Origin of the sequence: Streptosporangium sp. NBC_01469 (assembly GCF_036227305.1) — a bacterium.
In the GTDB taxonomy this organism is placed as follows: Bacteria; Actinomycetota; Actinomycetes; order Streptosporangiales; family Streptosporangiaceae; genus Streptosporangium.
In genome coordinates this window covers 5,985,537-6,012,192 of record NZ_CP109465.1, presented here as the reverse complement: position 1 = coordinate 6,012,192, position 26,656 = coordinate 5,985,537, and the positions used below count along the sequence as shown (strand labels likewise).

General features: G+C 70.5%; 24 protein-coding genes and 1 pseudogene. 9 read left to right on the top strand and 16 right to left on the bottom strand.

What is annotated here, in order from left to right:
- Positions 1-300 precede the first annotated feature (300 nt).
- Positions 301-3,591, bottom strand: coding sequence for an NACHT domain-containing protein (locus OG587_RS26405; protein WP_329079814.1), 3,291 nt, complete (start codon positions 3,589-3,591; stop codon positions 301-303).
- A gap of 256 nt (positions 3,592-3,847) precedes the next feature.
- Between OG587_RS26405 and OG587_RS26400 the strand changes: the two genes are divergently transcribed.
- Positions 3,848-4,066: a hypothetical protein gene (locus OG587_RS26400; protein ID WP_329079812.1), complete on the top strand. Its 219-nt coding sequence runs from the start codon at positions 3,848-3,850 to the stop codon at positions 4,064-4,066.
- Between the two features lie 93 nt (positions 4,067-4,159).
- Here the strand turns inward: OG587_RS26400 and OG587_RS26395 are convergent, their stop codons facing one another.
- Positions 4,160-5,119, bottom strand: coding sequence for a helix-turn-helix transcriptional regulator (locus tag OG587_RS26395; protein ID WP_329079810.1), 960 nt, complete (start codon positions 5,117-5,119; stop codon positions 4,160-4,162).
- A gap of 80 nt (positions 5,120-5,199) precedes the next feature.
- Here OG587_RS26395 and OG587_RS26390 point away from each other — a divergent pair, with 80 nt between their 5' ends.
- The 5 genes from OG587_RS26390 (at position 5,200) to OG587_RS26370 (ending at position 9,698) form a co-directional block, all read left to right on the top strand.
- Entirely contained in the window at positions 5,200-5,946 is a 747-nt protein-coding gene (locus OG587_RS26390; protein WP_329079809.1) for an alpha/beta fold hydrolase, read from the top strand.
- A gap of 318 nt (positions 5,947-6,264) precedes the next feature.
- Positions 6,265-7,197 carry an ABC transporter ATP-binding protein gene (locus OG587_RS26385; RefSeq protein ID WP_329079807.1) on the top strand — a complete coding sequence of 311 codons (933 nt, stop codon included), beginning with the start codon at positions 6,265-6,267 and terminating at the stop codon, positions 7,195-7,197.
- On the top strand, positions 7,197-7,922 hold the full coding sequence (locus OG587_RS26380; RefSeq protein WP_329079805.1) for an ABC transporter permease: 726 nt from the start codon (positions 7,197-7,199) through the stop codon (positions 7,920-7,922). The genes OG587_RS26385 and OG587_RS26380 overlap by 1 nt, the downstream gene beginning before the upstream one ends.
- A gap of 22 nt (positions 7,923-7,944) precedes the next feature.
- A complete protein-coding gene (locus OG587_RS26375; RefSeq protein WP_329079803.1) occupies positions 7,945-9,096 on the top strand; it encodes a sensor histidine kinase in 1,152 nt (383 codons plus the stop codon).
- The gene (locus OG587_RS26370; protein WP_329079801.1) at positions 9,093-9,698 is read left to right on the top strand and encodes a response regulator transcription factor; all 606 of its coding nucleotides are present in this window, start codon (positions 9,093-9,095) and stop codon (positions 9,696-9,698) included. Before OG587_RS26375 ends, OG587_RS26370 begins: the two co-directional genes overlap by 4 nt.
- Before the next feature lie 85 nt (positions 9,699-9,783).
- Here the strand turns inward: OG587_RS26370 and OG587_RS26365 are convergent, their stop codons facing one another.
- A complete protein-coding gene (locus OG587_RS26365; protein ID WP_329079800.1) occupies positions 9,784-10,644 on the bottom strand; it encodes a GDSL-type esterase/lipase family protein in 861 nt (286 codons plus the stop codon).
- Positions 10,645-10,823: 179 nt separating this feature from the next.
- Between OG587_RS26365 and OG587_RS26360 the strand changes: the two genes are divergently transcribed.
- Positions 10,824-12,053: an isochorismate synthase gene (locus tag OG587_RS26360; RefSeq protein WP_329079799.1), complete on the top strand. Its 1,230-nt coding sequence runs from the start codon at positions 10,824-10,826 to the stop codon at positions 12,051-12,053.
- 301 nt (positions 12,054-12,354) lie between these two features.
- The gene (locus tag OG587_RS26355) at positions 12,355-12,909 is read left to right on the top strand and encodes a GNAT family N-acetyltransferase (RefSeq protein ID WP_329079797.1); all 555 of its coding nucleotides are present in this window, start codon (positions 12,355-12,357) and stop codon (positions 12,907-12,909) included.
- 61 nt (positions 12,910-12,970) lie between these two features.
- Here OG587_RS26355 and OG587_RS26350 read toward each other — a convergent pair.
- From OG587_RS26350 to OG587_RS26330, 5 genes and pseudogenes are all read right to left on the bottom strand, one after another.
- Positions 12,971-13,231 (bottom strand): annotated as a pseudogene (locus tag OG587_RS26350) (HAD hydrolase-like protein); the annotation flags it as partial.
- Positions 13,232-13,262: 31 nt separating this feature from the next.
- Positions 13,263-14,225: a nitronate monooxygenase gene (locus tag OG587_RS26345; RefSeq protein ID WP_329079795.1), complete on the bottom strand. Its 963-nt coding sequence runs from the start codon at positions 14,223-14,225 to the stop codon at positions 13,263-13,265.
- A 183-nt stretch (positions 14,226-14,408) separates the two neighbouring features.
- A complete protein-coding gene (locus OG587_RS26340; protein WP_329079793.1) occupies positions 14,409-15,014 on the bottom strand; it encodes a short chain dehydrogenase in 606 nt (201 codons plus the stop codon).
- The gene (locus OG587_RS26335) at positions 15,011-15,910 is read right to left on the bottom strand and encodes a helix-turn-helix transcriptional regulator (RefSeq protein WP_329079791.1); all 900 of its coding nucleotides are present in this window, start codon (positions 15,908-15,910) and stop codon (positions 15,011-15,013) included. Before OG587_RS26335 ends, OG587_RS26340 begins: the two co-directional genes overlap by 4 nt.
- Positions 15,911-16,027: 117 nt before the next feature.
- On the bottom strand, positions 16,028-16,687 hold the full coding sequence (locus tag OG587_RS26330) for a class I SAM-dependent methyltransferase (RefSeq protein WP_329079790.1): 660 nt from the start codon (positions 16,685-16,687) through the stop codon (positions 16,028-16,030).
- A 335-nt stretch (positions 16,688-17,022) separates the two neighbouring features.
- On the opposite strand from OG587_RS26330, the gene OG587_RS26325 reads away from it, so the two are divergent.
- Entirely contained in the window at positions 17,023-17,652 is a 630-nt protein-coding gene (locus tag OG587_RS26325; RefSeq protein WP_329079789.1) for a hypothetical protein, read from the top strand.
- A gap of 11 nt (positions 17,653-17,663) precedes the next feature.
- Here OG587_RS26325 and OG587_RS26320 read toward each other — a convergent pair whose 3' ends face one another.
- The 8 genes from OG587_RS26320 to OG587_RS26285 all read right to left on the bottom strand — a co-directional run bounded on the left by OG587_RS26320 (position 17,664) and on the right by OG587_RS26285 (position 26,497).
- Entirely contained in the window at positions 17,664-19,796 is a 2,133-nt protein-coding gene (locus OG587_RS26320) for a B12-binding domain-containing radical SAM protein (protein ID WP_329079787.1), read from the bottom strand.
- A gap of 95 nt (positions 19,797-19,891) precedes the next feature.
- Positions 19,892-20,716, bottom strand: coding sequence for an endonuclease/exonuclease/phosphatase family protein (locus OG587_RS26315; protein WP_329079785.1), 825 nt, complete (start codon positions 20,714-20,716; stop codon positions 19,892-19,894).
- On the bottom strand, positions 20,713-21,822 hold the full coding sequence (locus tag OG587_RS26310) for an aldo/keto reductase (protein WP_329079783.1): 1,110 nt from the start codon (positions 21,820-21,822) through the stop codon (positions 20,713-20,715). Before OG587_RS26310 ends, OG587_RS26315 begins: the two co-directional genes overlap by 4 nt.
- The gene (locus OG587_RS26305; RefSeq protein ID WP_329079781.1) at positions 21,819-22,769 is read right to left on the bottom strand and encodes a GNAT family N-acetyltransferase; all 951 of its coding nucleotides are present in this window, start codon (positions 22,767-22,769) and stop codon (positions 21,819-21,821) included. Before OG587_RS26305 ends, OG587_RS26310 begins: the two co-directional genes overlap by 4 nt.
- Entirely contained in the window at positions 22,766-23,581 is an 816-nt protein-coding gene (locus tag OG587_RS26300) for a class I SAM-dependent methyltransferase (RefSeq protein ID WP_329079779.1), read from the bottom strand. The genes OG587_RS26305 and OG587_RS26300 overlap by 4 nt, the downstream gene beginning before the upstream one ends.
- On the bottom strand, positions 23,578-24,369 hold the full coding sequence (locus OG587_RS26295) for a methyltransferase (protein WP_329079778.1): 792 nt from the start codon (positions 24,367-24,369) through the stop codon (positions 23,578-23,580). The genes OG587_RS26300 and OG587_RS26295 overlap by 4 nt, the downstream gene beginning before the upstream one ends.
- Entirely contained in the window at positions 24,366-25,004 is a 639-nt protein-coding gene (locus OG587_RS26290) for a hypothetical protein (RefSeq protein ID WP_329079775.1), read from the bottom strand. Before OG587_RS26290 ends, OG587_RS26295 begins: the two co-directional genes overlap by 4 nt.
- Positions 25,001-26,497, bottom strand: coding sequence for a hypothetical protein (locus tag OG587_RS26285; RefSeq protein ID WP_329079773.1), 1,497 nt, complete (start codon positions 26,495-26,497; stop codon positions 25,001-25,003). The genes OG587_RS26290 and OG587_RS26285 overlap by 4 nt, the downstream gene beginning before the upstream one ends.
- Between the last annotated feature and the right edge of the window lie 159 nt (positions 26,498-26,656).

The following is a 26,656-nucleotide window of genomic DNA, read 5'->3' as shown; positions in this document are numbered from 1 at the left end:
AACGTTGGCCGGATTGGATCACGCCGCTCGCGGCTTGGGTCTGCCCCCGCGTTGCTGTCGTTCGCTGCGGATGCGGACGCATTCGCGGCGCTGGACGGCCTGAACCGCGCCGGGATTGCTGGAGGCTTTGATGTACCCCGAGTTCGGTGGAGTCGGCTTGGTTGACTCTCATGCCGACCTCTCCTGAAGGGGGCGGAGGCATGTAAGTCAACCAAAGCGTCTCCACGAAAGCCGGGGTACATCAGTTCTGGCCACGGCCGGTCCCCGCCATGTGCCAAGATCGTCATGCCGCACCGCCATTCAGGACAAAGCGGGCTCGACCCAACCGAGAAGTTGGCGGAGGCGCACACTTTCAACCTCGTCGGACGTGGTCGCGAGTGCCGCCTTCAATGTGGTGGCCGCCTTCTCGGCAGCGCCCACGTCCAGAAGCTGTTCGACCGCCCGCCAGCGGAGTTCCGACGAGAGGGTGGGCTGCACGCTCACCGCGCACCAAAGCGAGATGGCGGCGCCAACCTCGCCTTCGGCTCTCAGGAGTCCGGCCAGCTTGGCGCGCTCGTCACCGGAGAGCCCGCACACCGCCTCGATCAGTAACATAATTGGCGGAACCGACTCCGGCCCGGCCACCAGAATCCAGGCGCGCACAGCCTTGAGAAGTTCGTCCACCGTCCGCCCGGGGTCGAAGAAGACCTCCCGGCACAGCGCGACAGTGGCCTCCTTCTGCTGGTGTTTCGATAGGACGGGAAGCAGCGCCGCCGTCAGCGTCGTGGAACCCATCGGACGAGCACGAAGCGCCTGAGTGATCTCCTCGCCAGCCTTGGAACCGACGTGAATGAGGAGAATGTCGGCGGCCCAGGTGAAGGTTTCCTCGGTTGCTCCGGCGAAATTCATGCTCCGCCGAGCAAGGACACACGCCGCCGCCGCGAAACCCTCGTCGCTCGTCTGCTGCGTGAGCATGTGGAGTTTCCCTGGTTCGACACTGTACTCGTCCAACCAGTGCAGCGCTTCGTCGATAACGGATTCACCCAGCGCGGACAGTAGCACCTCCACAGCCCACGAAGCATCATGCGAAGATGGTTTCTCTGGTCCCCCAAGAATCCGGCGAGCCAACTCGACCGCTGCCTCAGGGTGCCCCAGTTCGAGAAGCTGACGGGCGACGTGGGACCGCTCATCGATATTCCAATTGATAAAATCGTCAAACACAGTGACGATTTTTCCCGCTCCACCGGCTCCTTCCGTCTCAATCCACGCCTCGACGACTTCCTGGATGTCATCGTCCGTCGCACTTTTCAGCAGGACTTCACGCGCATGCGGCTCCGCCGCCACAGCGTCACCGGCGTAGAACAACAGCTTGGCGAGGCCAGCGTGCGCCCACTCGTTGTTCCACTTCCGGCCCGCTGTAACCCGAACAATCTCGGGGGCAGCGGATTCACCTTCGACAGCCAGCCATATGTCTCCTGCGGACTCGAGCAAGGAACCGTTCTGCTCGCCACCTCCCAGAATGAAACAGGCGAGCTCCACCGCCCCCTCGTTCTCACCGAGCTCAATCAGCTCCCACATGGCCTTCACCCGCCACCATGCTTCATCGCCGTCGACCGCACGTCTCAGCAGCTGGATCCTGGCTTCGGTCGCAGGCGCGTCAAGCACGGCAAGATGGCGCACGATCCCGATCAACCCCTCGGGGTCGTCCACCCGGTCCGCCAGCTCATGCAACAGGCGCACTCCACCCGGAAGATCAGCCACCCGTGCGTACGCGGCCGCCGCGGAGGACCGGAACGCAATCGGCAGCCCATGGGTTCGCGAGAGACGCCGCAGAAGCTCCGCCAGTCGTTCGTTGCCTCGGAGCTCGGTCAGTTCGGTGAAGAGTTCGTGATCGGGTCGCGAATACCCGCGCCTACGCGACTCGAACGGCTCGCTCAGCACCCGGTCGATCACGGCCCCTTCCAGCTCGGCCCCCATCGGGACTCCCGCCGTGACCAGACGCAGCGCCATGACCCTGTATTGCAGGTTCTCCGCCAGCAGCAACCGCACTACCGTGGACGCGTCATTCCCCTGCTGGCGAACCCAATGGGCGAGGGTGAAGAACACATAGTTCCGCGAGGTCTCAGCCTGGACTCGCTCCATCCACGCGACGAGCCCCGGGAACTCGGCGGAAATCCCGGCCGCCTCCTGTCTGGCCGCTATGAACTCGGCGAACGACCGGTGCAGAAATGACAGCTCCGTTCCGTCGAACACCAGCACCCCGGTCTCCGCGAGCAGTCGGCCCAGGTCGCCCTCCATCCCGTCGCGTAGCCGCAGCCCCTCTGGCAGGTTCGCGCGCAGCCAGCCGACCGCCGAATCCAGTGTCAACGGCTGCCGCCCGGTCTCCACCTGCGCCAGGTGAAGCCGCAGGCGTTCCTGGTTGGCGAGAATCCAGTTCATGGTTCCGGCGCAGCCCAGCTCCTCCCACCGGACTCGGAGTCGCCCGTGAATGTCCGCCCGGTGCGAGCGCACGTCGGAAAGCTCCTCAAGGAACTTCTCGTAGAGCTCGATCCGTCCCCGGGGCAGCGAGCGTCCAGGCTTCCTGGTGTAGAACGTGGCCGCGATCGTGGCGAAAAGCGGAACCTTGATCAGTTCGACGAGTCCCGCGATCTCGACCTCTTCGAGGAACGCCGTCACGGCCTTGGCCGGATCCTTTATCTTCTGCGCCGCGAACCAGCGCTCGGCGAAAGCCCGCTGCTGAGCGCCGTCGAACCCGCTCAGTGTATAGAAACCAACGCTTCGCGCCTGAAACGGTTTCAACTCCTCCTGCGGAAGCGGCCGCGAGGTGATGACCAGCCGATAGGCCGAGCCGTGCTCCACCCGGGCCGCCAGAGCGTGTAGCACGATCTCACGGTTCTCGGGCGAGGCGACCTCGTCGAGCCCGTCCACAACCACGAGCCAGCGCGTACCGTGCGTCCGCCCTCCGAAGATCCTCGGATCGATCGGCTCGGTCAGCGCACTCGCCCAGGAGGCGCTGACCAGCGCTTCGGCCCAACTGCGGGCCGCGAGCACGTCAGCGGCGGTGATACGGACCCCGACGACCGGTTCAGCGCACCACGCGACCTCGTCGCCAAGCTCGGAGAGCCACGCCTGGGCGATCTGCCAGATCAGGTGCCTCCCCAGAGTGGTCTTGCCCGTGCCGGGCCCCCCGGTGATGAAGAGGTGATCGTGTTCGCTGAGGACCCGGCGCAGAGACTTCCCCACCGCAGGAGGGGCGGCCCGAGGATGCTTCTCAGCCGATCCGTCGTGAGACCCACGGGTCACCGCGGGCTGCACATCCTGCTCGACATAAACCTCGGACAGCAGAGGGGGAGAAACGTCGAGCAGCCGGTATGGGAATCGGTCGGGCGCGTCTCGCTGCCCGATCAGCAGTTCCCGCAACCAGCCTTCGGGCATGGGCAGGTCATCCCACGAGGCAGCGCCCGCCTGCCAAGGCGGCTGCTTGGTGCGCATGGACTGCTTAGCCCGCTGCCACAGCTCCTGAACCGCACCGGCCTCCTGCCCCAGGGCGTCGGCCATCAAGGCGGTCGTCTGCCAGTCGAGCAGCCTCTCTCGCCGGAAGAACTCGTACACACCGTTCTTCGGCAGCGGAAATCCACGCCGAGCCGAAGCGGACAGGAGGGATCGGGGGTTCGAGAACTCGGCATGCCGCTCGAACCAACAGACCAGCTCCTGGAGCTCCGCGTGCCTTTCGCGATCGTGCTTGCGCGGCCTGCCTGGCGGCACGGCATCCCTCCCGGGTTTCCCGACAATTTCCTCACACTAGAAGGAAATCCGAGCCATCGGTCACTGTTTTGTTCGTCCCAGCCGTTGTTGTGAGGAGCGACGAATGAAGACTCTGGAAGCCCTGGCCACCGCCCCCGAAGGCGTGCTGTTCATCGGCATCGTCTGTGTCCTCGTCGGGTGGCTGCGGTTCCGCACCAACGCGTATCGAGAGGACTCCCGGACCCGAAGGCTGGAACTGTCCATCCGAGAAACGAAGTCCGAGCACCGGGAGGCCGTGATCCGTGCCTGCTTGGAAACACCAAGCAACCGACTTGTCCAGTGAACCCCATGCAAGGTGATTGAACCCGTCGATCTCAATCGGGGTAGGGCGGGGTAGCGCAAGATGCCCTCGCCTGGATGCCGGGACGGGCCGGGGTCAGGGCGGGGAGGCGTCGGCGGAGGCGAGGAGACGGGCGGCCAGGGCTCTGACCTCGTCGCGCAGCTCGGCGGGGGCGATGACGGTGAACGGCCAGCCGAGTCCGGCGAGCATCTGGGCCATCCCATCCAGCCGCTCGGCCCTGACGGCCAGCAGCACCCCGCCGGGGGTCTCGGCGAGGGTCGCCGTGGCGGCCGGGATCCGCGCGGCGGCCTCCTCCAGGGTGGTCTCCAGCAGCACCCTGACCTCGTGCCGGTACGGCACCGCCGACAGCGATCCGACCACGTGGGCCACCGGGTCGAAGCCGTCGGGCACCCGGAAGCCCCGCTCGGTGCGCGCGGCGCCCGCCACCCGGTCCACCCGGAAGGTCCTGATCTCCCCGCTGTGGTGGTCGAGCCCGGCGACGTACCAGCGGCCGGAGTGGAAGACGATGCCGTACGGGTCCAGATCGCGCTCGGAGGCGTCGCCTCGCCAGGAGCGGTAGGCCAGCCGGACGGTGACCCGGCGCCGGGCGGCGTCGGCGAGGGCGAGCAGCGGTCCCGCCCTCGGGGTGCTCACCTTCGGCGCCGCGTTCGCGGTGTGGCCCAGCGTCTCCGACACCGCGTCGACGCGCTCGCGCAGCGGGCGCGGGAGCACCCGCTGGATCTTGGCCAGCGCGCTCTCGGTCGCGGCCTCCCCCACCGCCAGCCCGGTCCGCCGCCCGGCCAGCAGCCCCAGCACCACGGCGGTGGCCTCGTCGTCGGTGAGCATGAGCGGCGGCAGCTTGTAGCCGGGCAGCAGCCGGTAACCGCCGTGGCGGCCCCGCTCGGCCTGGACCGGCACCCCGAGCTCCGACAGCCGCACCGCGTAGCGGCGGACCGTGCGCTCGTCCACCTCCAGCCTCGCGGCGAGGTCGGGGCCGGTCAGGCCGGGGGCGGCCTGCAGCAACTCCAGCAGCGCGAGCACCCGGGCGGCGGTCATCGGAATTCCCCTCGAAAATCAGGACTGAAACTGTCCGGATTCGATTCTAGGGTGAAACCAGGCGAACAGAGGAGACAAAAATGAGCACGTACGTCCTGGTCCCCGGTTTCTGGCTCGGCGCGTGGGCCTGGGAGAAGGTCACTGGGCCGCTGCGCGAGGCCGGGCACGACGTCCACCCGGTCACGCTCACCGGCCTCGGAGACAGGGCCCACCTGGCGGGCCCCGAGGTCGATCTGGAGACCCACATCCAGGACATCGTGAACACCGTCGTCTTCGCGGACCTGACCGAGGTGATCCTCGTCGCCCACAGCGGGGCCGGCGCCCCGGTCACCGGCGCGGCCGACCGGATCCCCGAGCGCGTCGCCCGGATCGTCTACGTCGACAGCGGCCCGCCGGCCGACGGCATGACCCAGCTGGACCTCAACGAGCCCGAGTGGCGGGCGTTCATCGAGACGCGGGTCGCCGAGGAGGGCGGCGGGGTGGGCTACCCGCTCCCGTCCTGGGAGGAGCAGGAGCGGGCCGGGGCCAGCCTGGAGGGACTGGGCGAGGCCGAGCGCGAGTGGCTCGCCTCCCGCGCGACCCCGCAGCCGTACGGGACGATGACCCGGCCGCTGGTGCTCAAGGGCGGCGCGGACGCGCTGCCCAAGACGCTCGTCGCGTGCTCGTTCCCGCTGGAGCAGGTGCACGCCATGATCGCCTCCGGTCACCCCTTCTTCGCGGCGCTCGCCGGGCCCGAGTGGAGCTTCGCCGCGGTGCCGACCGGGCACTGGCCGATGTTCTCCAGGCCGGAGGAGACGGCCGCCGCGCTGGCCGCGCTGGCGGGCTGAGGGGACGGGCATCGCGGGGCCCTGGACACCGAGGTGCCGGGGCTCCGCGAGGCCCCGGAAGACGAAGCCCCGGAAGACCGGGACCGGAGGACCGAGAAGGCGGGACACCGCGAGGCACCACGGAGTCCCTGGAGACCGGGAAGGCGAGGCACCGCGGGACACCGCGAAGTCCCCGAGGACCGGGAAGGCAAGGCGCCGCGGAGTCCCCGAGGACCGGGAAAGCCGGACATCACGGGACACCGGTAGGACATTTGTCACGGGTGGTTCTGGATCGATTGATCTGCCTGGGGTAACGCGCTTCTCCGTAGCGTCATCCGCATGACAGATCACGCGAACGACGCGGTGTCCCTCAGGGGCGTGACCAAACGTTTCGGGGCGGTACGCGCCGTGAACGGCCTCAGCCTCGACATCCCCGCCGGGCAGACCGTCGCCCTGCTCGGTCCCAACGGCGCGGGAAAATCGACCACGATCGGGCTGCTGCTCGGGCTGCTGGCCCCCGACTCCGGGACGGTGCGCGTCCTCGGGGACACCCCTGAGACCGCGGTCCGGAACGGGCGGCTGGCGGCGATGCCCCAGGAGGGCGGTCTCGTTTCCCGGAGCACGGTCCGCGAGCTGGTCGGTTTCGTCTCCGGGACCTACCCGGCGCCGCTCCCCCTGGAGGAGGTGCTGGCGACCGCCGGGCTGGAAGAACTGGCCGATCGCAGGATGGAACGGCTGTCGGGCGGCCAGGCGCAGCGTGTCCGCTTCGCGCTCGCGCTGGCCGGAGACCCCGAGCTGATCCTGCTGGACGAGCCGACCGCGGCGCTGGACGTGCGGGCCAGGCGGGAGTTCTGGGAGAGCATGCGCGCCTTCGCCGCGCGCGGCAGGACGGTCCTGTTCTCCACCCACTACCTGGAGGAGGCCGACGAGTACGCCGACCGGGTGGTGGTGATCGACAGAGGCCGGATCGCGGCCGACGGCACCAGCAGGGAGATCAAGCGCCTGGTCGCGCTGTCCACGGTCAGCGTCACCGCCACCGGGGACACCGCCCCGCTGGAACGCCTGCCCGGGGTCGTCTCGGTCGAGATCCGGGGCGAGCGGGCCCACCTGCGTACCCGCGACGCCGACGCCACCGTCGTGGCGCTGGCGGCGGCGGGAGCCGTACGGGACCTCGAAGTCGTCCCCACCGCGCTCGAAGACGCCTTCCTCTCGCTGACAGGGCAGGCAGGGCCGGCAGAGCAGGCGTCGGGGCTGACGGAGGTGGACGCCTGATGCTCGGTTACATCCGCCTGGAGGTCACCAGGGCCCGCCGCGACCCGGGATATGTGATCATAGGTTTCGCGATGCCCGTGACGATGTATCTCATCTTCACCAACCTCGGAGTGGCGGGCGACGACCGCGTCTGGGCCGCCCTCTACGTGATGGTCAGCATGGCCGCCTTCGGCGCGATCGGCTCGGCCTTCAACAACGGCAGCGGCATCGCCGAGGACAGGGCGGCGGGCTGGCTGCGGCAGCTGCGGATCACTCCCCTGGCCCCGGTACGGGTGATCGCGGGCAAGGCCGCGACCGGCATGCTCATGGTGCTGCCCGTGATCGCCGGGGTGTGCCTGGCGGCGGCGCTGCTCAACGGGGTACGGATGGAGGCCTGGCAGTGGATCTCGATCCTGCTCCTGCTCTGGGTGGGCTCCCTGCCCTTCACCCTGCTCGGCCTCGCCTTCGGCTACCTTTTCAGCGGCCAGACCGCCGCCGTGCTCAACATCTCGGCCAACATGACGATGGCGATCGTCGGAGGGCTGTGGCTGCCCACGGAGGGCTTCCCCTCCTGGTTGCGGGCCATCGCGGAGTGGACGCCGAGCTTCGGTTACGCCGACCTGTCGCGGAAGGTCGCCTTCGGGGAGGCCCCCGAGGTGGGCACGGCGCTGATGATGACCGGCTGGCTGGTCGCCTTCGGGATCCTGGCGGTGTACGGCTACCGGCGGGCCGGGCGCGTGAGGTGAGCCGCGTGATAGGAGTGGCCGGGTGAGCGGAAAGGCGGCGGGGCCCCTTGAGGCGCCCAGGGTGGCGGACCGGACAGAGGACCGGGAGGGACGACGGATGGCGGCGAGGCGGCGAGGCCCCGGGAGAGGCGGGAGGGAACAGGGAGAGCTCGCCTTCTACCCGTGGCTGCTGATCGTCTACCCCCCGATCAGCAACCTCGCGGCGGGGCAGGTGCGGCCGGTGCTGCCGGCCGCGCTGGGCGTCGCCACCTTCGCGATCCTGTACGTGCTGTGCATCCGGCTGTCCTTCCGCGACCGGCGGCGTGCGGCGGCCGTGGCGCTGGCCGGGCTGCTGGCGGTGTCCTTCCTGCTGCTGGCGGGCTTCGCGCACAACTGGTTCTATCTCGCGCCGCTGATGACCATCGCCTGCGGGGTCGTACTGCGCGGCAGGTCCGTCTACCTCCTCCTCACGGTGCTGACGCTCGCGCTGGTGGCGGTGATGTGGCGCGCGGGGGCGAGCTGGGCGAACATCTCCCTGGCCACCTGGGGGACGACCGCCGGCGGCCTGGTGGTCAGCATCGTCCTGAAGCTGTTCTCCGTGATCACCGAACTCCAGGAGACCCGCGAGGAGCTGGCCCGCGTCGCGGTGGCCGAAGAGCGGCTGCGGTTCTCCCGCGACCTGCACGACCTGCTCGGGCACACCCTGTCGGTGATGGTGGTCAAGGCGGAGGCCGTACGGCGGCTCGCCCCCCGCGACGCCGAGGCGGCGGCGCGGCAGGCGGCCGACATCGAGGCCGTCGGCAGGGAGGCGCTGACCGAGGTGAGGGCCGCGGTCACCGGCTACCGGGGCCGGGGGCTCGCCGCCGAGCTGGCCTCGGCGCGCACGGCCCTGGTCGACGCGGGCATCGCCGTCACCGTCACCGTCACCGGGGAACGGCCGGCACCGGAGGCCGACGCCCTGCTGGGCTGGGCCGTGCGGGAGGGGGTGACCAACGTGGTCCGCCACAGCGCCGCCGACAGCTGCGAGATCATCCTGGAGGGAACGATGCTGGAGATCCGTGACGACGGCCGGGGGCGCGGCGGGAGCCCTCTGGGCAACGGCCTGCGCGGTCTGACCGAGCGGGCCGTCGCGCTCGGCGGGACGCTGGAGACCCACGACCGCGACGGTTTCCTGCTGAGGGTGACGCTTCCATGATCAGAGTGCTGCTGGCGGAGGACCAGGGCATGATGCGCAGCGCGCTGGCCCTGCTTCTCGACCTGGAGGACGATATCGAGGTCGTCGCCACGGTCACCAGGGGCGACGAGGTCGTGCCGGCCGCGCTCGCCGCGCGCCCCGACGTCGCCCTGCTGGACATCGAGATGCCGGGGGCCAGTGGCCTGGAGGCCGCGGCCGGGCTGCGGGACGGGCTGCCGGGCTGCCGGGTGCTGATCCTGACCACGTTCGGCAGGCCCGGCTACCTGCGGCGGGCGATGGAGGCGGGCGCCGCGGGGTTCCTGGTCAAGGACGGTCCCGTCGAGGAGCTCGCCGCGGCGATCCGCCGGATCCTGGCGGGCGAGAAGGTGATCGACCCCGCACTGGCCGCCGCCGCGCTGAGCACCGGTGCCAGCCCGCTGACCGATCGCGAGCGGGACGTGCTGGCCGCGGCGGCCGACGGCGCGGCGATCTCCGACATCTCACGGCGGCTGCACCTGTCGGAGAGCACGGTGCGCAACTACCTGTCCGCCGCGATCGGCAAGACCGGCACCCGCAACCGCATCGAGGCCGCCCGCACCGCCCGGCACAACGGCTGGCTCTGAACCGCCGGGCCCGTAACCCCGTGGGAGCCCGGCGGCACCCCCTCGCGGGACGACCGCCCGCGAGGAGGAACCGGCCACGGCGGCGTCAGGGAACGAGAACGGGAGCGGGCTCGGTGTCCTCCTCGGTGAGCCAGTCGCGCATCATCGCGTAGGTCTTCTCCGCGATCAGCTTCTGGCCCGCGGCGTTGGGGTGGAAGAAGTCCCACTTGCTCAGGTGGCCGATCGTGAACCGCTGCCTGAACACCTCGTCGCCGTCGAACCGGCAGGCGGGGCCGTACGCCGCGCAGACCCTGGCGAGCGCGGCGTTGTAATCGGCCACCCGGGCGCGCACCCGGTCGCGGCGCGCCCGGTCGGCCGCCGAGGTCGAGGTGGGCCGCGCCAGCATGGTGGGGCAGATCCGGCCCACCGCCCAGAACCCGCGCGCCACCGGGTTCTTCCTGCCGATCTGCCACAGCCGCTTGACGTCGGGGATGCTCGCCACGAACACCCGGCCGCCGGGCCGCCCGGCCCGGAACAGCGCGAGGGCCTCGGCCACCCGCCTCTCGTAGACGGCCACGGGGGTCATCAGCCGCTCCTCCGACACGCAGGCGTCCTGGGCGCCGATCAGCACCGTCACGTAGTCGGCACGCCGGCCGACCGCCCGGGTCACCTGCCCGGCGAGGTCGGCGCTGGTGGAGCCGGGGACGGCGAGGTTCACGTTGTTCCCGGCGACGGCCACGCCCACGGCCCGCAGCCTCACGTACTGGCTCCGGACGCTCTGGTGGTCACCGGTGGACCAGGAGCGCGAGGTGCAGGGGAGATACCAGCCGCAGGCGTTGAACCCCGCGCTGATGGAGTCACCGAGCGCGGCCATGATCACCGGCCGCCAGGGTTCCGCCGTCCGGGTGGCTCCGGCCGGGATCGCCCAGGCGGTCGTGAGGGCGGTCAGCCCTGTGAGTGCTGTCACAGTCGTGCGAAGCATGGCACCTCCGCTGAGAGATCGCGTCTGCTTCGGATGTATCACCGCAGGCCAGGACGGTAGGGTCCATTGACCGAGTGCCTTGGTTTTCTTGACACCGCGTGGCGGGTGTGCTGATGGGAGAACCGCCGTCGAACACGTTCAGTTTCCCGCATAGAGTGGCGGGGGTGAGTGTAGCGCTCGGATCAACCCGTCCTCTCGTGGTGACGACCACCCCCGTCGACGACCCCGGGGACCTGTTCGCACGACTGCCGGAGACCGCCCCCTACGCCTGGGTCAGGCACGGGGAGGGTCTCGTCGCCTGGGGCGAGGCCATCCGCCTGGCCGTGCCGCCCGGCCCCCGGCGTTTCGACTGGGCCCGCGACCGGCTGTCGGACCTCTTCGGCGAGGCGCACGTCGACGACGACGTGACGGCGCCCGGTTCGGGTCCCGTCGCCTTCGGCTCGTTCACCTTCGACCCGGAGGCGCCCGGCTCGGTCCTCGTCGTCCCCCAGACCATCCTCGCCCGCCGCGACGGCCGCGCCTGGCTGACCACCGTCGGCGAGCGGCAGCTCGACGCGGTCACCCCGCTCCGCGCCCCGGGCAGGATCCGCTACGGCGACGGCAGCCTGACCGCGCCCGAGTGGGAGCACGCCGTGGCCAGGGCCGTCCGGCGGATCAGGTCGGGCCTGCTGGAGAAGACCGTGCTGGCCCGCGACCTGACCGCCGTCGCGGAGCGGCCGATCGACGTCCGGCTGCTGCTCACCCGCCTGGCCGGCCGCTACCCGGAGTGCTACACCTTCTCCTGCGCGGGGCTGGTCGGCGCCACGCCCGAGCTGCTGGTCCGGCGCACCGGGGGGACCATCGAGTCCCTGGTGCTGGCCGGCACGACCCCGAGGGGCGCCGACCAGGCCGACGACGTGGCGCGCGGCGCGGCCCTGTTCACCTCGGAGAAGAACCGCCACGAGCACGCCTGCGCGGTCGCCTCGGTGCGCGAGGCGCTCGACCCGCTCTGCGCCGAGCTGAAGATCCCCGAGGAGCCCGAGCTCCTGGTGCTCTCCAACGTCCAGCACCTGGCCAGCCCGGTGAGCGGGCGGCTGTCGGACGGGGCCTCGGTCCTGGACGTGGTGGCGGCGATGCACCCGACCGCCGCCGTCGGCGGCACCCCGACCGGGGCGGCGCTCGGCGTCATCCGCGAACTGGAGGGCATGGACCGCGCCAGGTACGCCGGGCCGGTGGGCTGGATCGACGCGCGGGGCGACGGCGAGTGGGGCATCGCGCTGCGCTGCGCCCAGATCGAGGGTTCCACGGCCCGGCTGTTCGCCGGCTGCGGCATCATGGGCGACTCCGATCCCGCCTCCGAGCTCGCCGAGGCCGAGGCCAAGCTCCGCGTGATGCGGTACGCCCTGGAGGGCTGACGCCGGTCATCCCTCCCGGGCGTCCCCGCGCTCAGGAGGGGCCGGCATGCGGTTGCCGGGCAGATGGGCCTGGTGGGCTCCGGCACCGCCGACCCGCCTCTGGGAGAGGTCGGGCGGTCACGGGTGACCCTCCGGGCGTCGAGGCCGGGTGATTCCCGCCCGGCCTGGTCGCCGCCCGGCGAATAGGCGTACCCTCACAAGTGCAATACATCGGACATTTCCGGCAAGAAAACGATATTTTCTCCAGCTCGGCGTCCTCTCGTCGCCGTACGGCCGGTCAACTCGTCAGGGAGAGGAAAACATGGCCCTACTGACCACCGCCCGCCTCACGGTGCGTGACTGGAGTCCCGACGACGCCGGTGAGGCCCTCGGTATCTACGGCGCCCCGGAGGTCACCCGGTGGCTGTCCCCGGCGATGACGCAACTCGACGGCGAGCAGGCGATGCGGGCCACGCTGGAGTCGTGGGCCCGCAGCCGCGGCGCCCTGACACCCCCGCTGGGCCGGTGGGCGATCATCCGCAACTCCGACCAGCGGGTCGTCGGCGGCCTCTCCCTGCGATACCTGCCGCCCGACGAGGAGGACATCGAGATCGGCTGGCAGCTCTCCCCCGACGCCTGGGGGAAGGGCTACGCCACCGAGGCCGGCCGCGCCCTGGCCGCGTGGGCGTTCTCCATCGGCGCCCACGAGCTCGTCGCGGTCGTCCGGGTGAACAACGACCGCGGCGCGGGAACGGCCAAACGCATCGGCATGCAGTGGGTCGGGGAGACGGACAAGTACTACGAGACGCGCCTGAACGTCTACCGCCTCTGGCCCAGCGACCTCTCCCCCGCCGACAAGGACCCGCTCCGGCCCTGACCTCGGCTCTTACAGGGCTCCCCGAGATAGCGCGCGGCGGCTGTAGCCGGTGACGTGCGGCTTATGGGCGCCGGCGCTGGATCAGTTGCCCGGCCAGGGCCGGGAGGTCGGGCGCGACGAGGTTGGGCTGTGGCAGGGAGGCCACCGGCAAGGGCGCGTTGCCCGGCCGGGTGACGAGGCCCGCGGTGTAGCCGGCGCTCTGGGCGCCCATTGTGTCCCAGACGTGGGCGGCGACCATGAGGCAGGTGGACGGCGGCACGTCCAGTTCCTGGGCCACCAGGTGGTAGACCTGCTGAGCGGGTTTGTAGGCGCGGACGGTCTCGACGGTGAACTGATGGGTGGGTCAGATCCGTTCAGCGTCTTCCCGCCCGCGCCAGCGCGTCCTCGGCCTGCGCGGCCAGGGCAGCGACAAGATCGGCCGCGGAGGGCAGGTCGTTGATGAGGTCGATGGCCTCGCCGGCCCATACCGGCAGCGGGGGCACCTCGCCTCCCGCCACGGCATCGCGATAGGCCCGCCGGGCCTGGGGGTCGGCGGCGAGCTCGGCTTCCCGGCCCCGCCATCGATCAAGGTAGGGGTGGCCGAGGGTGCGAGCGGTGTATTCCGACGGCCACCGGGAGCCTCGGACGACATCCAGCACGCTGCTGCGCTCGGTGTCCTCCCCACCGCCCTCGATGATCGTCTTGATGATCGAGGGATCCGCGAGAGCCTCGGTCGTGACATGGAAACGGGTGCCGATGAGTGCCCCGGCGGCGCCGAGAGCCAGGGCGGCGGCCACGCCGCGGCCATCGGCGATCCCACCGGCCGCCAACACCGGCACCGGCGCCGCCAGATCCACCACCACGGGCACGAACGGCAAGGTGGATCGCCCGTACCGGGCCCCATGCCCACCGCTTTCCGTGCCTTGCGCCACGATGACATCGGCGCCCAGGTCCACCGCCTGCCTGGCCTCGTCCAAGGTGGTGACCTGAATGATCAGCGCCGCACCCGCCTCGCGGACGCGGTCGGCGAACGGGCTCGGGTCACCGAAGGACAACATCACCGCAGCGGGGTCGTACTCCAGCGCGTACTCGACCGCGCCGACGTCTATCGCCCAGGTCAGGAAACCAACGCCCCACGGCTTGCCGGTACTCCCCGCGACGATCGGCACCTCGCGAGCCAGCCAGTCGCGATCCCCGTCGCCCGAGCCCAGCAACCCGAGCCCTCCGCCGCGAGAGACGGCCGCCGCCAGCGCGCCACCGGCCGACCCGCCCATCGGCGCCAGTGCGATCGGGTGCTGGACACCGAACAACTCCGTGAACGCCGTCGACAACGCCATAACCACCATCATCACCCACCGCCGACCTTCGATCGAAGGCGACCGTCGTAAGCTGCCCGCGCGCCGCGCGGGCGATGTCCGCGGCGCTGTTCCCGTGGCGGTGTACGACGTGTCCGCGGGATCCGAAGTGCCCGTTCAAAGGTGTGCGTCGCGTGGCGTGCCCGACAGGCGCGAGGAGCGCGGTCATCCATACGCGCGGATGACGCCGCCGGTGTCGTCGCCTTCGACGCAGTGCAGATAGTGGCCGACGAGCTCGTCCATCGCTACCGGACGCATGCCGGGGAAGTGCTCGCCGAAGGTGGCGACAGAATCGCCGACCATCGTGGGGCTGACCACGTTGATCCGCATACCCCGTGGTAGTTCGATCGCGGCCGACAGGACGAAGCTGTGCAGTGCGCCGCTGATGACGCCGCCGCCGGTGACGTGCGGCCATGCCTGGTCGGCGAAGACTCCAGATGTCAGGGTGAAGGACGCGCCGTCGGCGCAGCGGTGCCGGCCGATGAGAACCAGATCGACCTGCCCGAAGAACTTGGCTCGCATGTTCTCGTACAGCGCGTCCGATGTCAGTGTCCTGAACTCGTCGAGCGCACCGTGCGCCGCGATGCTCACGACACCGTCGACCGTCCCGACCTCGCGGTACATGGCCTCGATGGTCGCGGGCGAGACCAGGTCGACGTGGACGTCGCCCGAGGTGCGTCCGGCCACGACAACGTCGTGGCCGTTGGATCGCAGTGCGGGCACCAGTCGCCGCCCGATGGTGCCGGCGCCGCCGACGACGATGATCCTCATCGTGCGTTCTCCTTCCGAGACGGGGTTTCCGGCGTGAGGTGCCGATCGAGGGTCCGTGCCAGCAATGTGAGCGCGTCGGCGTCAGGTGTGCCGGGAGGCGCGTAGAACAGCCCCATCTGCTGGTCGTCGTCGGGCAGGGTGACCGTCTCGTTCGCCAGGGTCACTCGCCCGACGACAGGATGGTCGAGCTCACGCAGGTAGTACGAGCAGGTTCGGACGGGGCGTCGCGCCCACATTCGCGCGAACTCCGGACTGCCGGCCGCGAGCCGGCCAACGAGCTGTTCGAGCACCGGGTCGGCCGGGTACCGTGCGCCCGCCTGATGCAGGGCCGCGACGGTGACCTGCGCCTTGGCGTTCCAGTCGCGATACAACGCACGGTGGTGCGGGTCGAGGAACAGCATTCGCGCGATGTTCGGCCGAACTCGCGTGTCCGGGGCGTCGAAGTCGACGTGGCCGGCCAGCAGAGCGTGACCGAGGCGGTTCCACGCGAGGACGTCAGCGCGGTGATCGACAACGATCGCCGGTGTCCCGGGCATCGCGGCGAGCAGCTCACGCACCGACGGCCGCAGCGTGGTCCGTCGGGCACGAGGCCGGGCCGACTGTCTCGGCCGTCTCGGAGCGGCGAGGATCCGCAGGTGTTCGTGCTCGGCGGGATCGAGCCGCAACGCCGTGGCCAGCGCGTCGATGACCGCGGCGGAAGCGCTGTCGTCGGCGCCCTGCTCAAGCCGCGTGTAGTAGCCGACACTGACCCCGGCGAGCTCGGCCAGTTCCTCTCTGCGCAGCCCCGGGACTCGCCGATGAGTGACGCCGGGCTCGATGCCCGCCGCGGCCGGCGTCAGGCGTTCACGCCGGCTGCGCAGGAATCCGCCGAGATCGTTCGCTCCGGTGGTGATCACCACCCCATCGTCGCGCCAATCGCCGGCCTCCGCCTGCCCCAAACACGGATACCTTCACGGGCCTCCCATGTCAGAGGGACACGCTCCGGCCTTCGGGGAGAATCGGACCGCGAACCGCTACGCGAAGGCAACGACGGCATATCGCTCGTCCTGGATGGGCCGCCCCCACAAAATGGGGTCAAGGAGTGGCTCGACGCGCAACGTCCTGACCAGCGGGCGTAGCACCCGCACAAGCCGCTCGGCCTCGACCCCACCCATCCACGGCATCGCCTCCGATTCCACCTCATAGGGCTGATCCTCGCTCGGCTCGGCACTCGCCCAGCGCCCCTCGACGAGCACCAGACGCCCTCCGGGGCGCAGTAGGCCGATCCATCGGCGCAACGCCTCCTGCGGATCAGGCAGGGTCCACAGCAGGTGACGGGAGAGGATCACGTCGAAGGACGCCCCCGCCCGCGCGGGCGGGTTGCTCGCGTCTCCCACCATCATCACGGCGTCGAAGCCGGCCTCCGTGAGCTTGCGCCGAGCCTGCTCGACCATCAGCGGCGCCAGATCCACCCCGACCGGTCGGTGGCCCTGCTCGGCGAGCACCAGGGACAACGAGCCGGTGCCACACCCCAGGTCCAAGACGTCGGCGGGCGAGTCAGGCATCCACGACCGCAAGCGCTCTGCCCATGCGGTCCGGACTTCTGCATCACGAAGGCCGTGGTCGGCCTCCTCGTCGAAGGAAGCGGCGAAAGCATCCCAGAAGGACGCGATCGAAGCACTGTTTTTCGGCATCAGCCGATCATGGCACCCGGCACCGACAAGAACGCGCGCCGCGCTGAAGCGTCCCTTCGTCGGTCCAGAGAAGGGTTCTCACCATGCTCAGCATGGTGACCTCGGCCTCCGGCATCGTCTCAACCGGGCCGTGACACCGCAGCCGATGCCTGCGACCGTCAGCGACCCGGTAGCTGGTAATCGGCCCTTCTCCTCGGGAACCGGCAGCGTCGAGCCTGGTTCAATGCCGTTGCGTGACCCGCCAGGCTCTTTGGCCGCGCCCTGGCAACGCTGTCTCGTGTCGGGAATCCGGAAACTCCCGTGGTTCACGATGCCGGTGTTACTACGCTGGCGCGATGACCGATCAAGCGATCTCCGCGGATGGGCCGGTGACGACCCTCGACCTTGAGGCCATCATGGCTGCGGGGTGGGCCGTCCCCGAGTCCTTCACCGCTGAGGAGTTCCGCCGAGCCGAAGCGTTCTGGCAGGCACGGCGCGCTGAGGATGAGCGGCTCCTGCGGGTCCGCGCCGCGGCGGCCCACCTTGTCGAGTCCTGGACGGGGCACCCGCCGCGTGACGTCGGCTCCTTCGGGATCCAGCTCAACCTGGAGACCAGCGATCTGGACCTGGGGATCGGTTACCCGGTCGCCGATCGCGAGAAGCTGATGGCGGCACTCGCCCCGCACGCGGCGTTCAAGGGCGAGCGCCACACCCGGTTCACCACCACCCGGCTGGTGTTCTCCTTCGAGGTAGACGGCGTCGAGATCGACCTGTCGGCGCTGACCGAGGAGGACTTCGTGGTCGCGTGCCGCATGCTCGACGAGATCGACACCGGCATGAGCCGACAGGAGCGGATCGCCCACACCTGGGTCAAACATCTGCTGCGCGCCACCGGCCGGACGCAGGAGTACGCGGTCTGGAAGCTGGCCACGTACTCCCGCTACTGCCCGGAGTTCAACTGGGTGCCGATCTCCGAGCCTGCCTGACCTGCAGCGGGTCAGGTGCCACACGGATCAGCCGCGTTGATCAATGTCCAGCCTGCCGTGGCCGCCCACCGGCTGTGCTCGTGGACGAGCCGGTCGGCGGCCTGCGGCGGCAGCGCCGCGACGACCCTGGGCACGGTGGCGGCCATGCGGCTGCGCAGCACCTCGACCTGCTCGTCCAGCATGGCGTCCAGCCGGGTGATGAGCTGCCTCAGCTGCGACGGGTCGGCGTGCTCGTCGATGAGGTTGATCATGGCGGTGAAGACGGCGAACGCGGCGTCCTTGATGACGACGCGGGCCGCGCGGACCTCACGGCGCGGCTCGCCGTCCAGCACCTTCTCCAGGCTTTTGAGGGTGTAGTCCAGGGCGAAGTGCCGGTCGACCCACAGCTGTGCCCGCTCGGAGCAGACGCCGATACGTGGGTCGGCGAAACGAGCGTCGAGGCGTCCCATCGCCGGGCGCACCGTCCCGGCCAGGCCGGCGGTCTGGACCATGCGGGTGTAGGCGGCGCCGACCAGCGGCTCCATCGACACCAGCATGTAGGAGATGCCGGTGTAGAACGGCCGTCCGGTGCTGTGCTCGGCGACGAACGCCGGGTCGCGGACCCCGTCGACGATCTCCTCGGCGCTCAGGTGCGGCAGCGGCCGCAGCAGCAGATCTTTCCGCTCCTGGAAGGCGTGCGTGGCGCGCAGCTCTTCCAGGTTCATCAGCTGGTCGAACGTGATGTAGGTGAACCTGGTCGGCACTCCGAGCGCCGACAGGGTGCGGATCGCCACCGCGTTCTGCTCACCGGTGGTTTCCTTGTTGAACCTCCGCAGGATGGAGGTGACACCGGACTCCACCCCGAACAGCATGCGGCGCAGCCCGTCTCGGACGAGGGCCCGCCACATCTCGGCCCGCTCGATGTGCCAGGCCCGGTCGTGGTCGGGGTGGACGACCTGGTCGATGCGGCATGACGTCTCCCACTTGAAACCTGCTTTGGTGATCTCGGCGGCGACGGCCAAGGCCCGCGGGACGGCGTCGTCGCCGCGTCCGATGGCCTCCTCGTCCACCAGATACAGGGTGCGGGAGATGTCGGGGTGGCGGGCGAACTCCTCCTTCAGCGCGTCCAGCATCCACGGCAGCTGCTCGAGTGCGCCGCCCGCCCACATCCCTTTGTGGCCGCGCGGGCAGAACGAGCACTGGCTGGTGCAGCCGCGGGTCGTCTCCAGCTGCATCACCCCCTGGTGGGCGAAGGTGTCCTGCAGCAGGTCCAGCTCGGGGAAGAAGTCGTCGGCGTCACGGTTGGGCACCGCCGCGGTGCGGCGCCGGCCGACGGCCATCGCGCCGCCGCGCGCCGCGCCGACGTAGCCGATGCCGTGAACCTGGTCGCGCTCAAGGTCGCCGTGCCAGTGCGCGATGACGTCGCGGATGGTCGGCTCTCCGGCTGCGCGGGCGACGAGCAGCTCCGGGTACTTCTCCAGCAGCAGCGCCTCGTTGCGGACGGTCAGGCTGCCGCCGACGAGGATCAGCGGCACCTTGCCCTGGACGGCGTCCAGCAGGCGGATCATCAGATCGTGCTGGCCGAACGTCGCGCTGATGCCGAGGATGTCGGGCTGCTTGGTGCCGACCGCGTCGATGATGTCGTCCAGGGTGACGCTGAGCTGCATGTCCATCAGGTCAACGCGCCCTGACAGGGTGGAGCGGGCTGCCCGGGCCAGGTCGGAGATGGCCAGGGGAAAGCGTGGCAGCGGGAAGTACTCGGGGCGGTAGAGGGCGGCGAGCAGGATGCGGGGCCGGGTCAGCCGGGTCACGGCGGCCGGGGCCAGGAGGGCATGGCTGATCCACGCGCCGGGGGTGTCCAGATGCACGTGCTGGGTGGCCCACTCGGGCCAGACGCGCGTTTCGTGCGGCTGCCCGGACAGGTCGGCCAGCAGCCACGCGCCGGGCCGGCCGGTGCTGACGGCGAGCAGCCGCCGCTCCAGCGTGCCGGTGAGTACGACGTTACGGCCGGGCAGGAGGCCGACGATGGTGTCGCGCAGCGCGTTGGGCTGGCTGCGAGGGATGTCGTGGATCGCCTGCTGCTGGGCGGGGGTCAGTGGGGTGAGCCTGAGTCGGCCGATGGCCTCCAGGAGCAGGCTGTGGCTGGCGCTGATGATGGGGGGCATGCGAAGCCTCCGTACGTGAGATACGTGGATGAGGGCATGACGAACCCGCCCTGTGGCGCCGCAGGGGCGCTCAGGGCTGCGCGGTGAAAAAGGGGTTAGAGAGTGCCGGTGGGCAGAGTGATGGTCGCGATCATCGCCGCGTGGTCGCTGAGCCCCGAGGTGCGGGGCTCGTGCACGTAGCGGCAGTCGACGACCGCGCCGACCGGGGAGCAGAACAGGTGATCGAAGCGGTAGCCTTCGCCGCTGCGGCGCCCGTACCAGGAGTGATCGACCAGGTCGGGGTGGTGGCGGCGGAACGCGTCGCCGTATCCGGCGGCGGCGAACGCGTCGTAGAAGGTGTACTCCCACTTGCCGAACACCGCATGATGCGGCTGATGACCCCGTTCGACGACGTTGAGGTCTCCGGCGATGACGACCGGGCCGGTCACCGCGAGGTCATCGGCCAGGGCAGGCAGCAGTTCCGCCACCGCGTCCTGGAACAGGCGTTTGTCGACGTTGCGCCGCTCCTGGGGACCGCGGGAGGGCACGTACAGGCCGACCACGCCAACGCTGGATCCGTCGTCGAGGTGGAGACGGATGGCGGCGCACCGGTGCGGCAGATAGCCGGGGCGAATCTGCGGAGCCGGATCCTGTTTGCCGATTCGGGAGGCGACGACCGTCAGATAGTCCGCGCCGCCGTCACCCAGATGCACACTGAACCCGTGCTCGCCCAGCGCTTGGGTGATGGCGTGCGCTCCAGGCGTGACCTCGGTCAGCACGACAACGTCGGCGTCCTGGGCGGCGAGCCAGTCGGCTTGCCGCCGGGACCGGGCGAGGTTGGCGTGCTGCACGTTGAGCGTCAGGACGCGCACCTGGCCGGGGCGAGCGTGGTGTTCCCTCGGCTGCAGGAGGCTGAGCTGCCGGCGGTCGTCGCCGCTCATTGGCGTTCCCTCACCGTCTCGTCGGTGAAGACCTCCCCCTGGGCGTCGAGGCGGGCCTGCACCTGCCCCATGATCGTGCGGGCTTGGTCGATCACCTCGGGGTGCGGGGGCGCGCCCACCGCGGACAGGTTCATCGCCACCTGCTCCAGAGTGGTGAATCCGACCAGCACAGCCGCCTGATCATAGCGATCCAGGCACGCCCACAAGGCGATATGGATCAGGTCCTCGCGGCGCCACCCGACCAGGCCGCGCAGCTCGTTCAGCCCCTCGGTGATGACCTCGACCGCCGCGGGGGTGAACCACCGCTTGCGCGAGCGATGGTCGCCGGCGCCGATCAGCGGCATGGCCGCAGGGTCGTAGGCGCCGGTCAGCAGGCCCTGCGCCAGCGGTTTGTTGATCAGCACGCCGACCCGGTGCTTCTTCGCGAACGCGAAGAAGCCTTCGGAGCGGGCCGCCGGGGACAGCAGGTGGTCGCGGACCGCGAGCACCTCCGGACGCACCTTGTCGAACACCGCCTGAAACCGGGCGATCTTGTCGCCGCGCTGGTCGACGGCGACGGTGAGGCGGTCTCGGGCGAACCGGTGCGGGCCACGCATCCCAACCGCGCGGATCAGCCCTTCGCGCTGGAAGGAGTGCATCGCCTCCACCGCGGGCTCCAGCCACCGGTCATCCTCACCGAAGTCGGAATGGTGCAGGAAGTACACGTCGAGGTAGCTGGAGCGCAGGTTATCCAGCGTCTGCTCCAGCTGGTGGCGCATGTGCCAGGGGTCGAAGCCGTGCGGTGCGGTGCCGGCGAAGTAGCCGACCTTGGACACCAGCACGATCTCCTCGCGCGGCACCTGCGCGACCAGGTCGCCGAGCAAGCGTTCAGAGCGGCCGTGCCCGTAGACGTCGGCGGTGTCGAACAGGCGAGCCCCCATCTGCCACGCGGTCTCCAGGCCGGCGGCGGCCGTCTCCGGTGAGGCGCCGGTGGACCAGCCCATCGGCAGGCCGAGGTTTTCGGCCGGTCCGCCGATGCCCCAGCAGCCGATGCCGACAGCGGGCACCGTGATGCCGCAACGGCCGAGGGTGCGCTTCGGCAGAGACACAGGGGCCGATGTCGTCACAGGAATTCTCCTTCGGTGTGCGGCACCAGCGGCGCCTGGTAGTAGCGGATCTCCTCCACCGTGGCCAGGCCGGCCGCGCCCAAGTCGGCCAGCAGCTCAGTGTGGCTGGTGGGGACGATGGCGCGGGCCACTTCGGCGTCGTGGCGGGCGCCTGCGGCGAGCGCCGCCGCGATCAGCGGCCCGGCCAGGGCCGTCCGGTCGGCGCCGGGGTGGATCAGCACGTCGGCCAGCAATGCTTCTGCGGGCTCGCCGGGGGCGGCGTGGATGAGCGGGTAGACCAGGGCCGCGGCCTGCAGGTCGGAGCCGTCGACGACGAGCAGGCCATCGGCGACGAACCGCTCGTCGCCACTCCACCGCGGGTAGGTGTCCTGTGCGATGGCGAACCCGTGACCGGGGTGAACGGCGTGGTAGAGGCGGCCCAGCGCTGCGGCGTCGCCAGGCCCCGCCGACCGCACCACCGGGTGGTCCTCCCCCGGTGCGGCGAGGTTACGGATGATGGGGGCTTTCAGCAGCGCTGCGGTGGAGTGCGGGCGCCACCCGGCGCGGGTGTAGAACGCGCAGCCGTGCTCACGGGTCGCGGGGATCTCCGCGGTGAGCACGACCATCCCCTGAGGCAGGAAATCGGCGGCGTACTTCAGCAGCAGGGTGCCCAATCCTTGCCGTTGCCATTCGGGGGCGACGGCAGGCCCCCACAGTCGTGCCGGTGCGCCTGGCGCGGCGGGGTGGCGCAGCGTAGCCGCCCCGGCCAGGGCGCCGGTGGCTGAGCGCGCCACAACCATGATCGTGGGGAAGGCGCCTCCCGGGGGGTGCAGCCGGGACCGCACCAGTGCCGCGGTCACCGGCCGCTGGTCCGGCCAGCCGCGCATGGCGGCGTAGCCGAGGCCGGCGAGTTCCTCATCCAGGGCCGTTCCCGGCCGGTAGACGGAGATGCTGATCGGCAGTGTCACAGCCGACTCCTTGGGTGAGTGGCGGCCACGCCGACACAGACGCTGCCTCGCCCGGCCCAGAACGCCGGGTGCAGCGCCAACGCGAGTGTCGGTGCGGCCGCACGGGTGGACAGGAGCACCTGGGCGAATTCGGTGTAGAAGGTGTCGCGTAGCTGGGTGGAGGTGGTGAACGGGGCGGGCCGCGATGAGCCACGCAGCCGTTGCCGGGCCAGCCGTAGCCGTTCGCCCGGCGGGCCGGGCCATCCGGCGGCGGTGGCCAGCGCCTGAACCATCCGGCCGGGCAGGTCGTACTCCAGCCGTCCGGCGGGCCCGGCGATGCGGGTGGTGTACAGCAGCACGCCGTCGTCGGTCAGCAACTCGGCCAAGCGGGCGAGCGCCGCGTCCCGGTCGTCTGGGGTGGGCAGCAGGGACAGCAACCCATCGGTGACGATCATGTCGAAGGGGCCGGGCACGTTGGCGAGTTCCGGCGCCTGCGCCCACATGGTCGTCACGTCCCGGCCGCACCAGGCGGCCCAGGCGTTGACGAGCGTCAGCGGCGTCTGGCAGATGTCGGTCACCACGATCTGCGCGCCGGGCAGCAGTTCGGTGAGCAGGCGCGGCATGGTCTCATCGGAGGAGCCGCACACCAACGCCCGTTTCGGGGTCCGGCCGGTGAGGGCCTTGCGGTAGAAGTCCTCGTGCCAGCGGGGGTTGCCTTTCAGCCCGGCCTGCCGGAAGAGCCGCCACGTGGAGTGGTAGCCGAAGCAGCTCCGGGTGCAGTGCCCGCGGGCGGCCCTCCACCCGTCGCCGAAGGTCAGCGGAGCCGCCGTCATGGGATGTCCTGCGGGGTTGCCTGCGCGATGAAGTGCAGCAGGCGGGCGATGCGCCGGTAGGGGTCGTGGCGCCCGGCTTCCCATTCGGCGTCAAGGAGCGTGTCGGAGTCGTCGCCGACCGGGATGTCGCCCAGGTGGTCGGTGAAGGCCCGCACCCCGTACCAGGCCGTTGTGGAGGCTCCGGCGCCCGCCAGCATCGCGTCGATGTCGGCGGCGGTGTGCGCCCGGCTGGTCACGCCGAGGTTGCCCGTCTCGGCGTGGGCGTTCATCACCTGCAGCGCATCGGCCCATCGTCCTTCCAGGCCCGGCCGCATGGCCAACGCGTCCCGGTTCTTCGTCAGCAGCGACACCAGGCCTCCGGGCCGGGCCGCCGCCACCAGGTCCGCCACGAACGCCTCAGGGGTCTCGACGTACATCAGCACGCCGTGGCACAGCACCAGGTCGTAGCCACCGCCGACCAAGTCCGCGGCTTCGTGACCGCTGCCTTGCACCAGCCGGACGCGTTGCTGCACCTGCCCGGGTTCGCCCTTCAGCCGTTGCCGGGCTTGGGCGAGCATCGCCGGGTCGGGGTCGAGCACCGTCACCTGGTGGCCGATGCGGGCGAGTTGGGCGGCCTGGTGGCCATCCCCGCCGCCGACGTCCAGGACCTGCTGCGAGCCGGCGGGCAGGTGGGTGCGCAGGGCGCGGGCGACCAGCGCGTGCCGTACCGCGCCGCGCAGCGTGGCCATGTGCCGCGCGTACCCGGCCGACAGGTCCTCGCCGGACGTCGAAAGCCAGCTGTTGGTCAACGTGTCTCCTTGGGTGACAGTAGGGATGCGAACAACGACGGGTGCTCCAGCACCAGGCGGATCGACAGGTAGCGGGTCTGTAGCAGCTGCTGCAGCGCGTGAACCGCCGGGGTGTCGGGCAGGGTGCCGGCGCGGACGGCGCCGCGCAGGGCCAGCAGCTTCGGCAGCCACTCCTCGACCGTGGTGAGGCTGACCGGGTCACGGCCGAGCCAGGCACGAAACCGTTCGGCGGTCATGACCTCCCACACCACCGCGTCCCGCCACGTCTCGTCGGGGCCTTCGACGGTGGTCAGGTGCGGCAGGCGGCACAGCCCCGACCGTGGCAGGGGCGGCGGCAGAGGGCTGGTCACGCACGCCCCGCGCAGGCCACGGCGGTACCGCACCTCGTGCAGGTGCTCGCCGAACGCCATGGCCAGGCCCGCCTGTGCCAAAGCGGCGCCGGCGGGGACGACCGTCACGGCGTCGAGCCAGGAGCGGCGGGCGACAGTCAGCGCCACCCGTACCGCATCAGCCGGGTCGGGGATGGCGTACCAGACGCGGCGCCGGTCCGTGCTGCTGGTGACCAGGCCCGGCTCGAACATCGCTCCCGCGTCAACGGCGGTGAAGTAGCGCTCCCCCTGCTCGGTGGTCCTCATGTGCTCTTCGGGCCGAACCGCGAGTAGTAGCGCTCCAGCAGGCCGCACGACTCCAGCACCCGGTCGGAGGCGGCGACGTTGTGCCCCGGAGTGAAGCCGTGGCCGGGGGTGGCGAGGGTGGCCGCCCCCACGAGGAGGCTGGCGAGGATCAGGTCGGAGTAGGCGTTCGGCAGCGACTCGGCGTGGTGGAAGTTCACCGGGTATCCGTCGCCGACGATTGTTGCCCAGGCTCCCGATGGCAGACGCAGGCGGATGCCCAGCACGCCGGCGTCGCTGACCTCTACGGCCTCCTCGGCGAGTTCGGCGATCGCGAACTCCCGGTCCCGGGAGGTCGTCGACACCAGGTAGCAGTCGCCGCCGATAGCGGCGGCGTGCTCGCCGCGCACACTGGTGCAGCCGGTGCTGCCGACGATCAGCTTCGGCCGGTGCTCGCGCAGCAGCGTGCTCAGGCAGCGGCCGGTGACGAAGCCCTGCTCGTGGGCGGCGATGAGGCGCACCAGTTGCCGGTCGTGGACGGCGACCCGCATCCGCCGCGACCGCAGCACCTGGGCGATCTGCTCGCCGATGCGCCCATGCCCGATGACCAGCGCGGCCTGCCCCTCAAGTTTCTCCTCGGGCAGCAGCCGCAGGGCGTTGCGGATCGCCGCGTCGGCGACGCCATAGGACTCCACAGTGGCCTTCATCCTGGACTGGGCGACGGAGAAGACCGGCAGCGGCAGCTGCCGCCACGGCTCCAGCCGCGTGATGCCGGAGATCGTCTGCTCGACCAGGCCGGTGGTGAAGTGCGGCAGCAGGTCGGGGCGGTGCTTCAGCAGCACCGGCAGCGTGTAGCCGCCGTCGTCGACCAGCAGCCCCTTGCGGCCGAGAAGGGTCGCACGCTGGGCGTGGTCGTCCAACGCGTCCGCGGCCCGCGTCCATGGCCACACCGCGATGCCCTGCCTGCTCAGGTGGGCGTCCACCCGGGCTGTGTGCCGGTAGGGGTAGCCCTTGTCCAGGACGGTGATGGCCTCCGGCGCAACCCCCATCGCCTGCACCGCTTCCACCAGCACGAGGAAGTCGCGCATGTGGTGCACGGTCAGGACTGGCGCCACCTGCGCCAAACATCCCGGAGGCGTGAACAGCGGCAGCTCGGCCGTGAGCGGCATCTGGTCGCGTAGCGCGGTCATCTCGGTCGCGGTGAACGGCACCCGCCGCACAGCGGCCAGGATGTCCCTCACTTGGCCGGGCAGCAGGCCGGTTGTCTCCTCCAGCACCATCGTCACGACGAGCGTGCCCGCCGCGGCGGCTTTCGGCTGCACCGGCGCGCCGGCCAGCAGCCGCACGCGTCCCCCGGCGCCGACCTGTAGCCGCCGGTCCAGCCGGTCGCCCGTCGCTTCGCTGACGTCGGTGACCTTGCCGATCGCCTCGGTGATCGCTGCGAAGACCATCGGCATGTCCGCCGACTCGCCTTGGAGTTCGGTGGACTCGGCGCGCGCCAGCGGGATCATGCGCACCTGCCGACGGCTACCACGAACGCAAGGATGATCATGCGGGGCTCCTTCCCGGAAAGGCGCAAGGAGCAGGCAACGGCCACACCGGATACTCCTGTTGCGCTTCGCACTTATCTGGTCACGTTCTGATCTCAGACAAGCGTGTGTCAGGGGCGCACAACA

What these genes read in the sequence shown, in the direction of transcription:
- OG587_RS26400 (WP_329079812.1), top strand. Translation starts at nt 3,848, where the DNA reads ATGAAGACTCTGGAAGCCCTGGCCACCGCCCCCGAAGGCGTGCTGTTC.
- OG587_RS26395 (WP_329079810.1), bottom strand. Translation starts at nt 5,119, where the DNA reads ATGACCGCCGCCCGGGTGCTCGCGCTGCTGGAGTTGCTGCAGGCCGCC.
- OG587_RS26390 (WP_329079809.1), top strand. Translation starts at nt 5,200, where the DNA reads ATGAGCACGTACGTCCTGGTCCCCGGTTTCTGGCTCGGCGCGTGGGCC.
- OG587_RS26385 (WP_329079807.1), top strand. Translation starts at nt 6,265, where the DNA reads ATGACAGATCACGCGAACGACGCGGTGTCCCTCAGGGGCGTGACCAAA.
- OG587_RS26380 (WP_329079805.1), top strand. Translation starts at nt 7,197, where the DNA reads ATGCTCGGTTACATCCGCCTGGAGGTCACCAGGGCCCGCCGCGACCCG.
- OG587_RS26370 (WP_329079801.1), top strand. Translation starts at nt 9,093, where the DNA reads ATGATCAGAGTGCTGCTGGCGGAGGACCAGGGCATGATGCGCAGCGCG.
- OG587_RS26355 (WP_329079797.1), top strand. Translation starts at nt 12,355, where the DNA reads ATGGCCCTACTGACCACCGCCCGCCTCACGGTGCGTGACTGGAGTCCC.
- OG587_RS26345 (WP_329079795.1), bottom strand. Translation starts at nt 14,225, where the DNA reads ATGGCGTTGTCGACGGCGTTCACGGAGTTGTTCGGTGTCCAGCACCCG.
- OG587_RS26340 (WP_329079793.1), bottom strand. Translation starts at nt 15,014, where the DNA reads ATGAGGATCATCGTCGTCGGCGGCGCCGGCACCATCGGGCGGCGACTG.
- OG587_RS26330 (WP_329079790.1), bottom strand. Translation starts at nt 16,687, where the DNA reads ATGCCGAAAAACAGTGCTTCGATCGCGTCCTTCTGGGATGCTTTCGCC.
- OG587_RS26325 (WP_329079789.1), top strand. Translation starts at nt 17,023, where the DNA reads ATGACCGATCAAGCGATCTCCGCGGATGGGCCGGTGACGACCCTCGAC.
- OG587_RS26320 (WP_329079787.1), bottom strand. Translation starts at nt 19,796, where the DNA reads ATGCCCCCCATCATCAGCGCCAGCCACAGCCTGCTCCTGGAGGCCATC.
- OG587_RS26315 (WP_329079785.1), bottom strand. Translation starts at nt 20,716, where the DNA reads ATGAGCGGCGACGACCGCCGGCAGCTCAGCCTCCTGCAGCCGAGGGAA.
- OG587_RS26300 (WP_329079779.1), bottom strand. Translation starts at nt 23,581, where the DNA reads ATGACGGCGGCTCCGCTGACCTTCGGCGACGGGTGGAGGGCCGCCCGC.
- OG587_RS26290 (WP_329079775.1), bottom strand. Translation starts at nt 25,004, where the DNA reads ATGAGGACCACCGAGCAGGGGGAGCGCTACTTCACCGCCGTTGACGCG.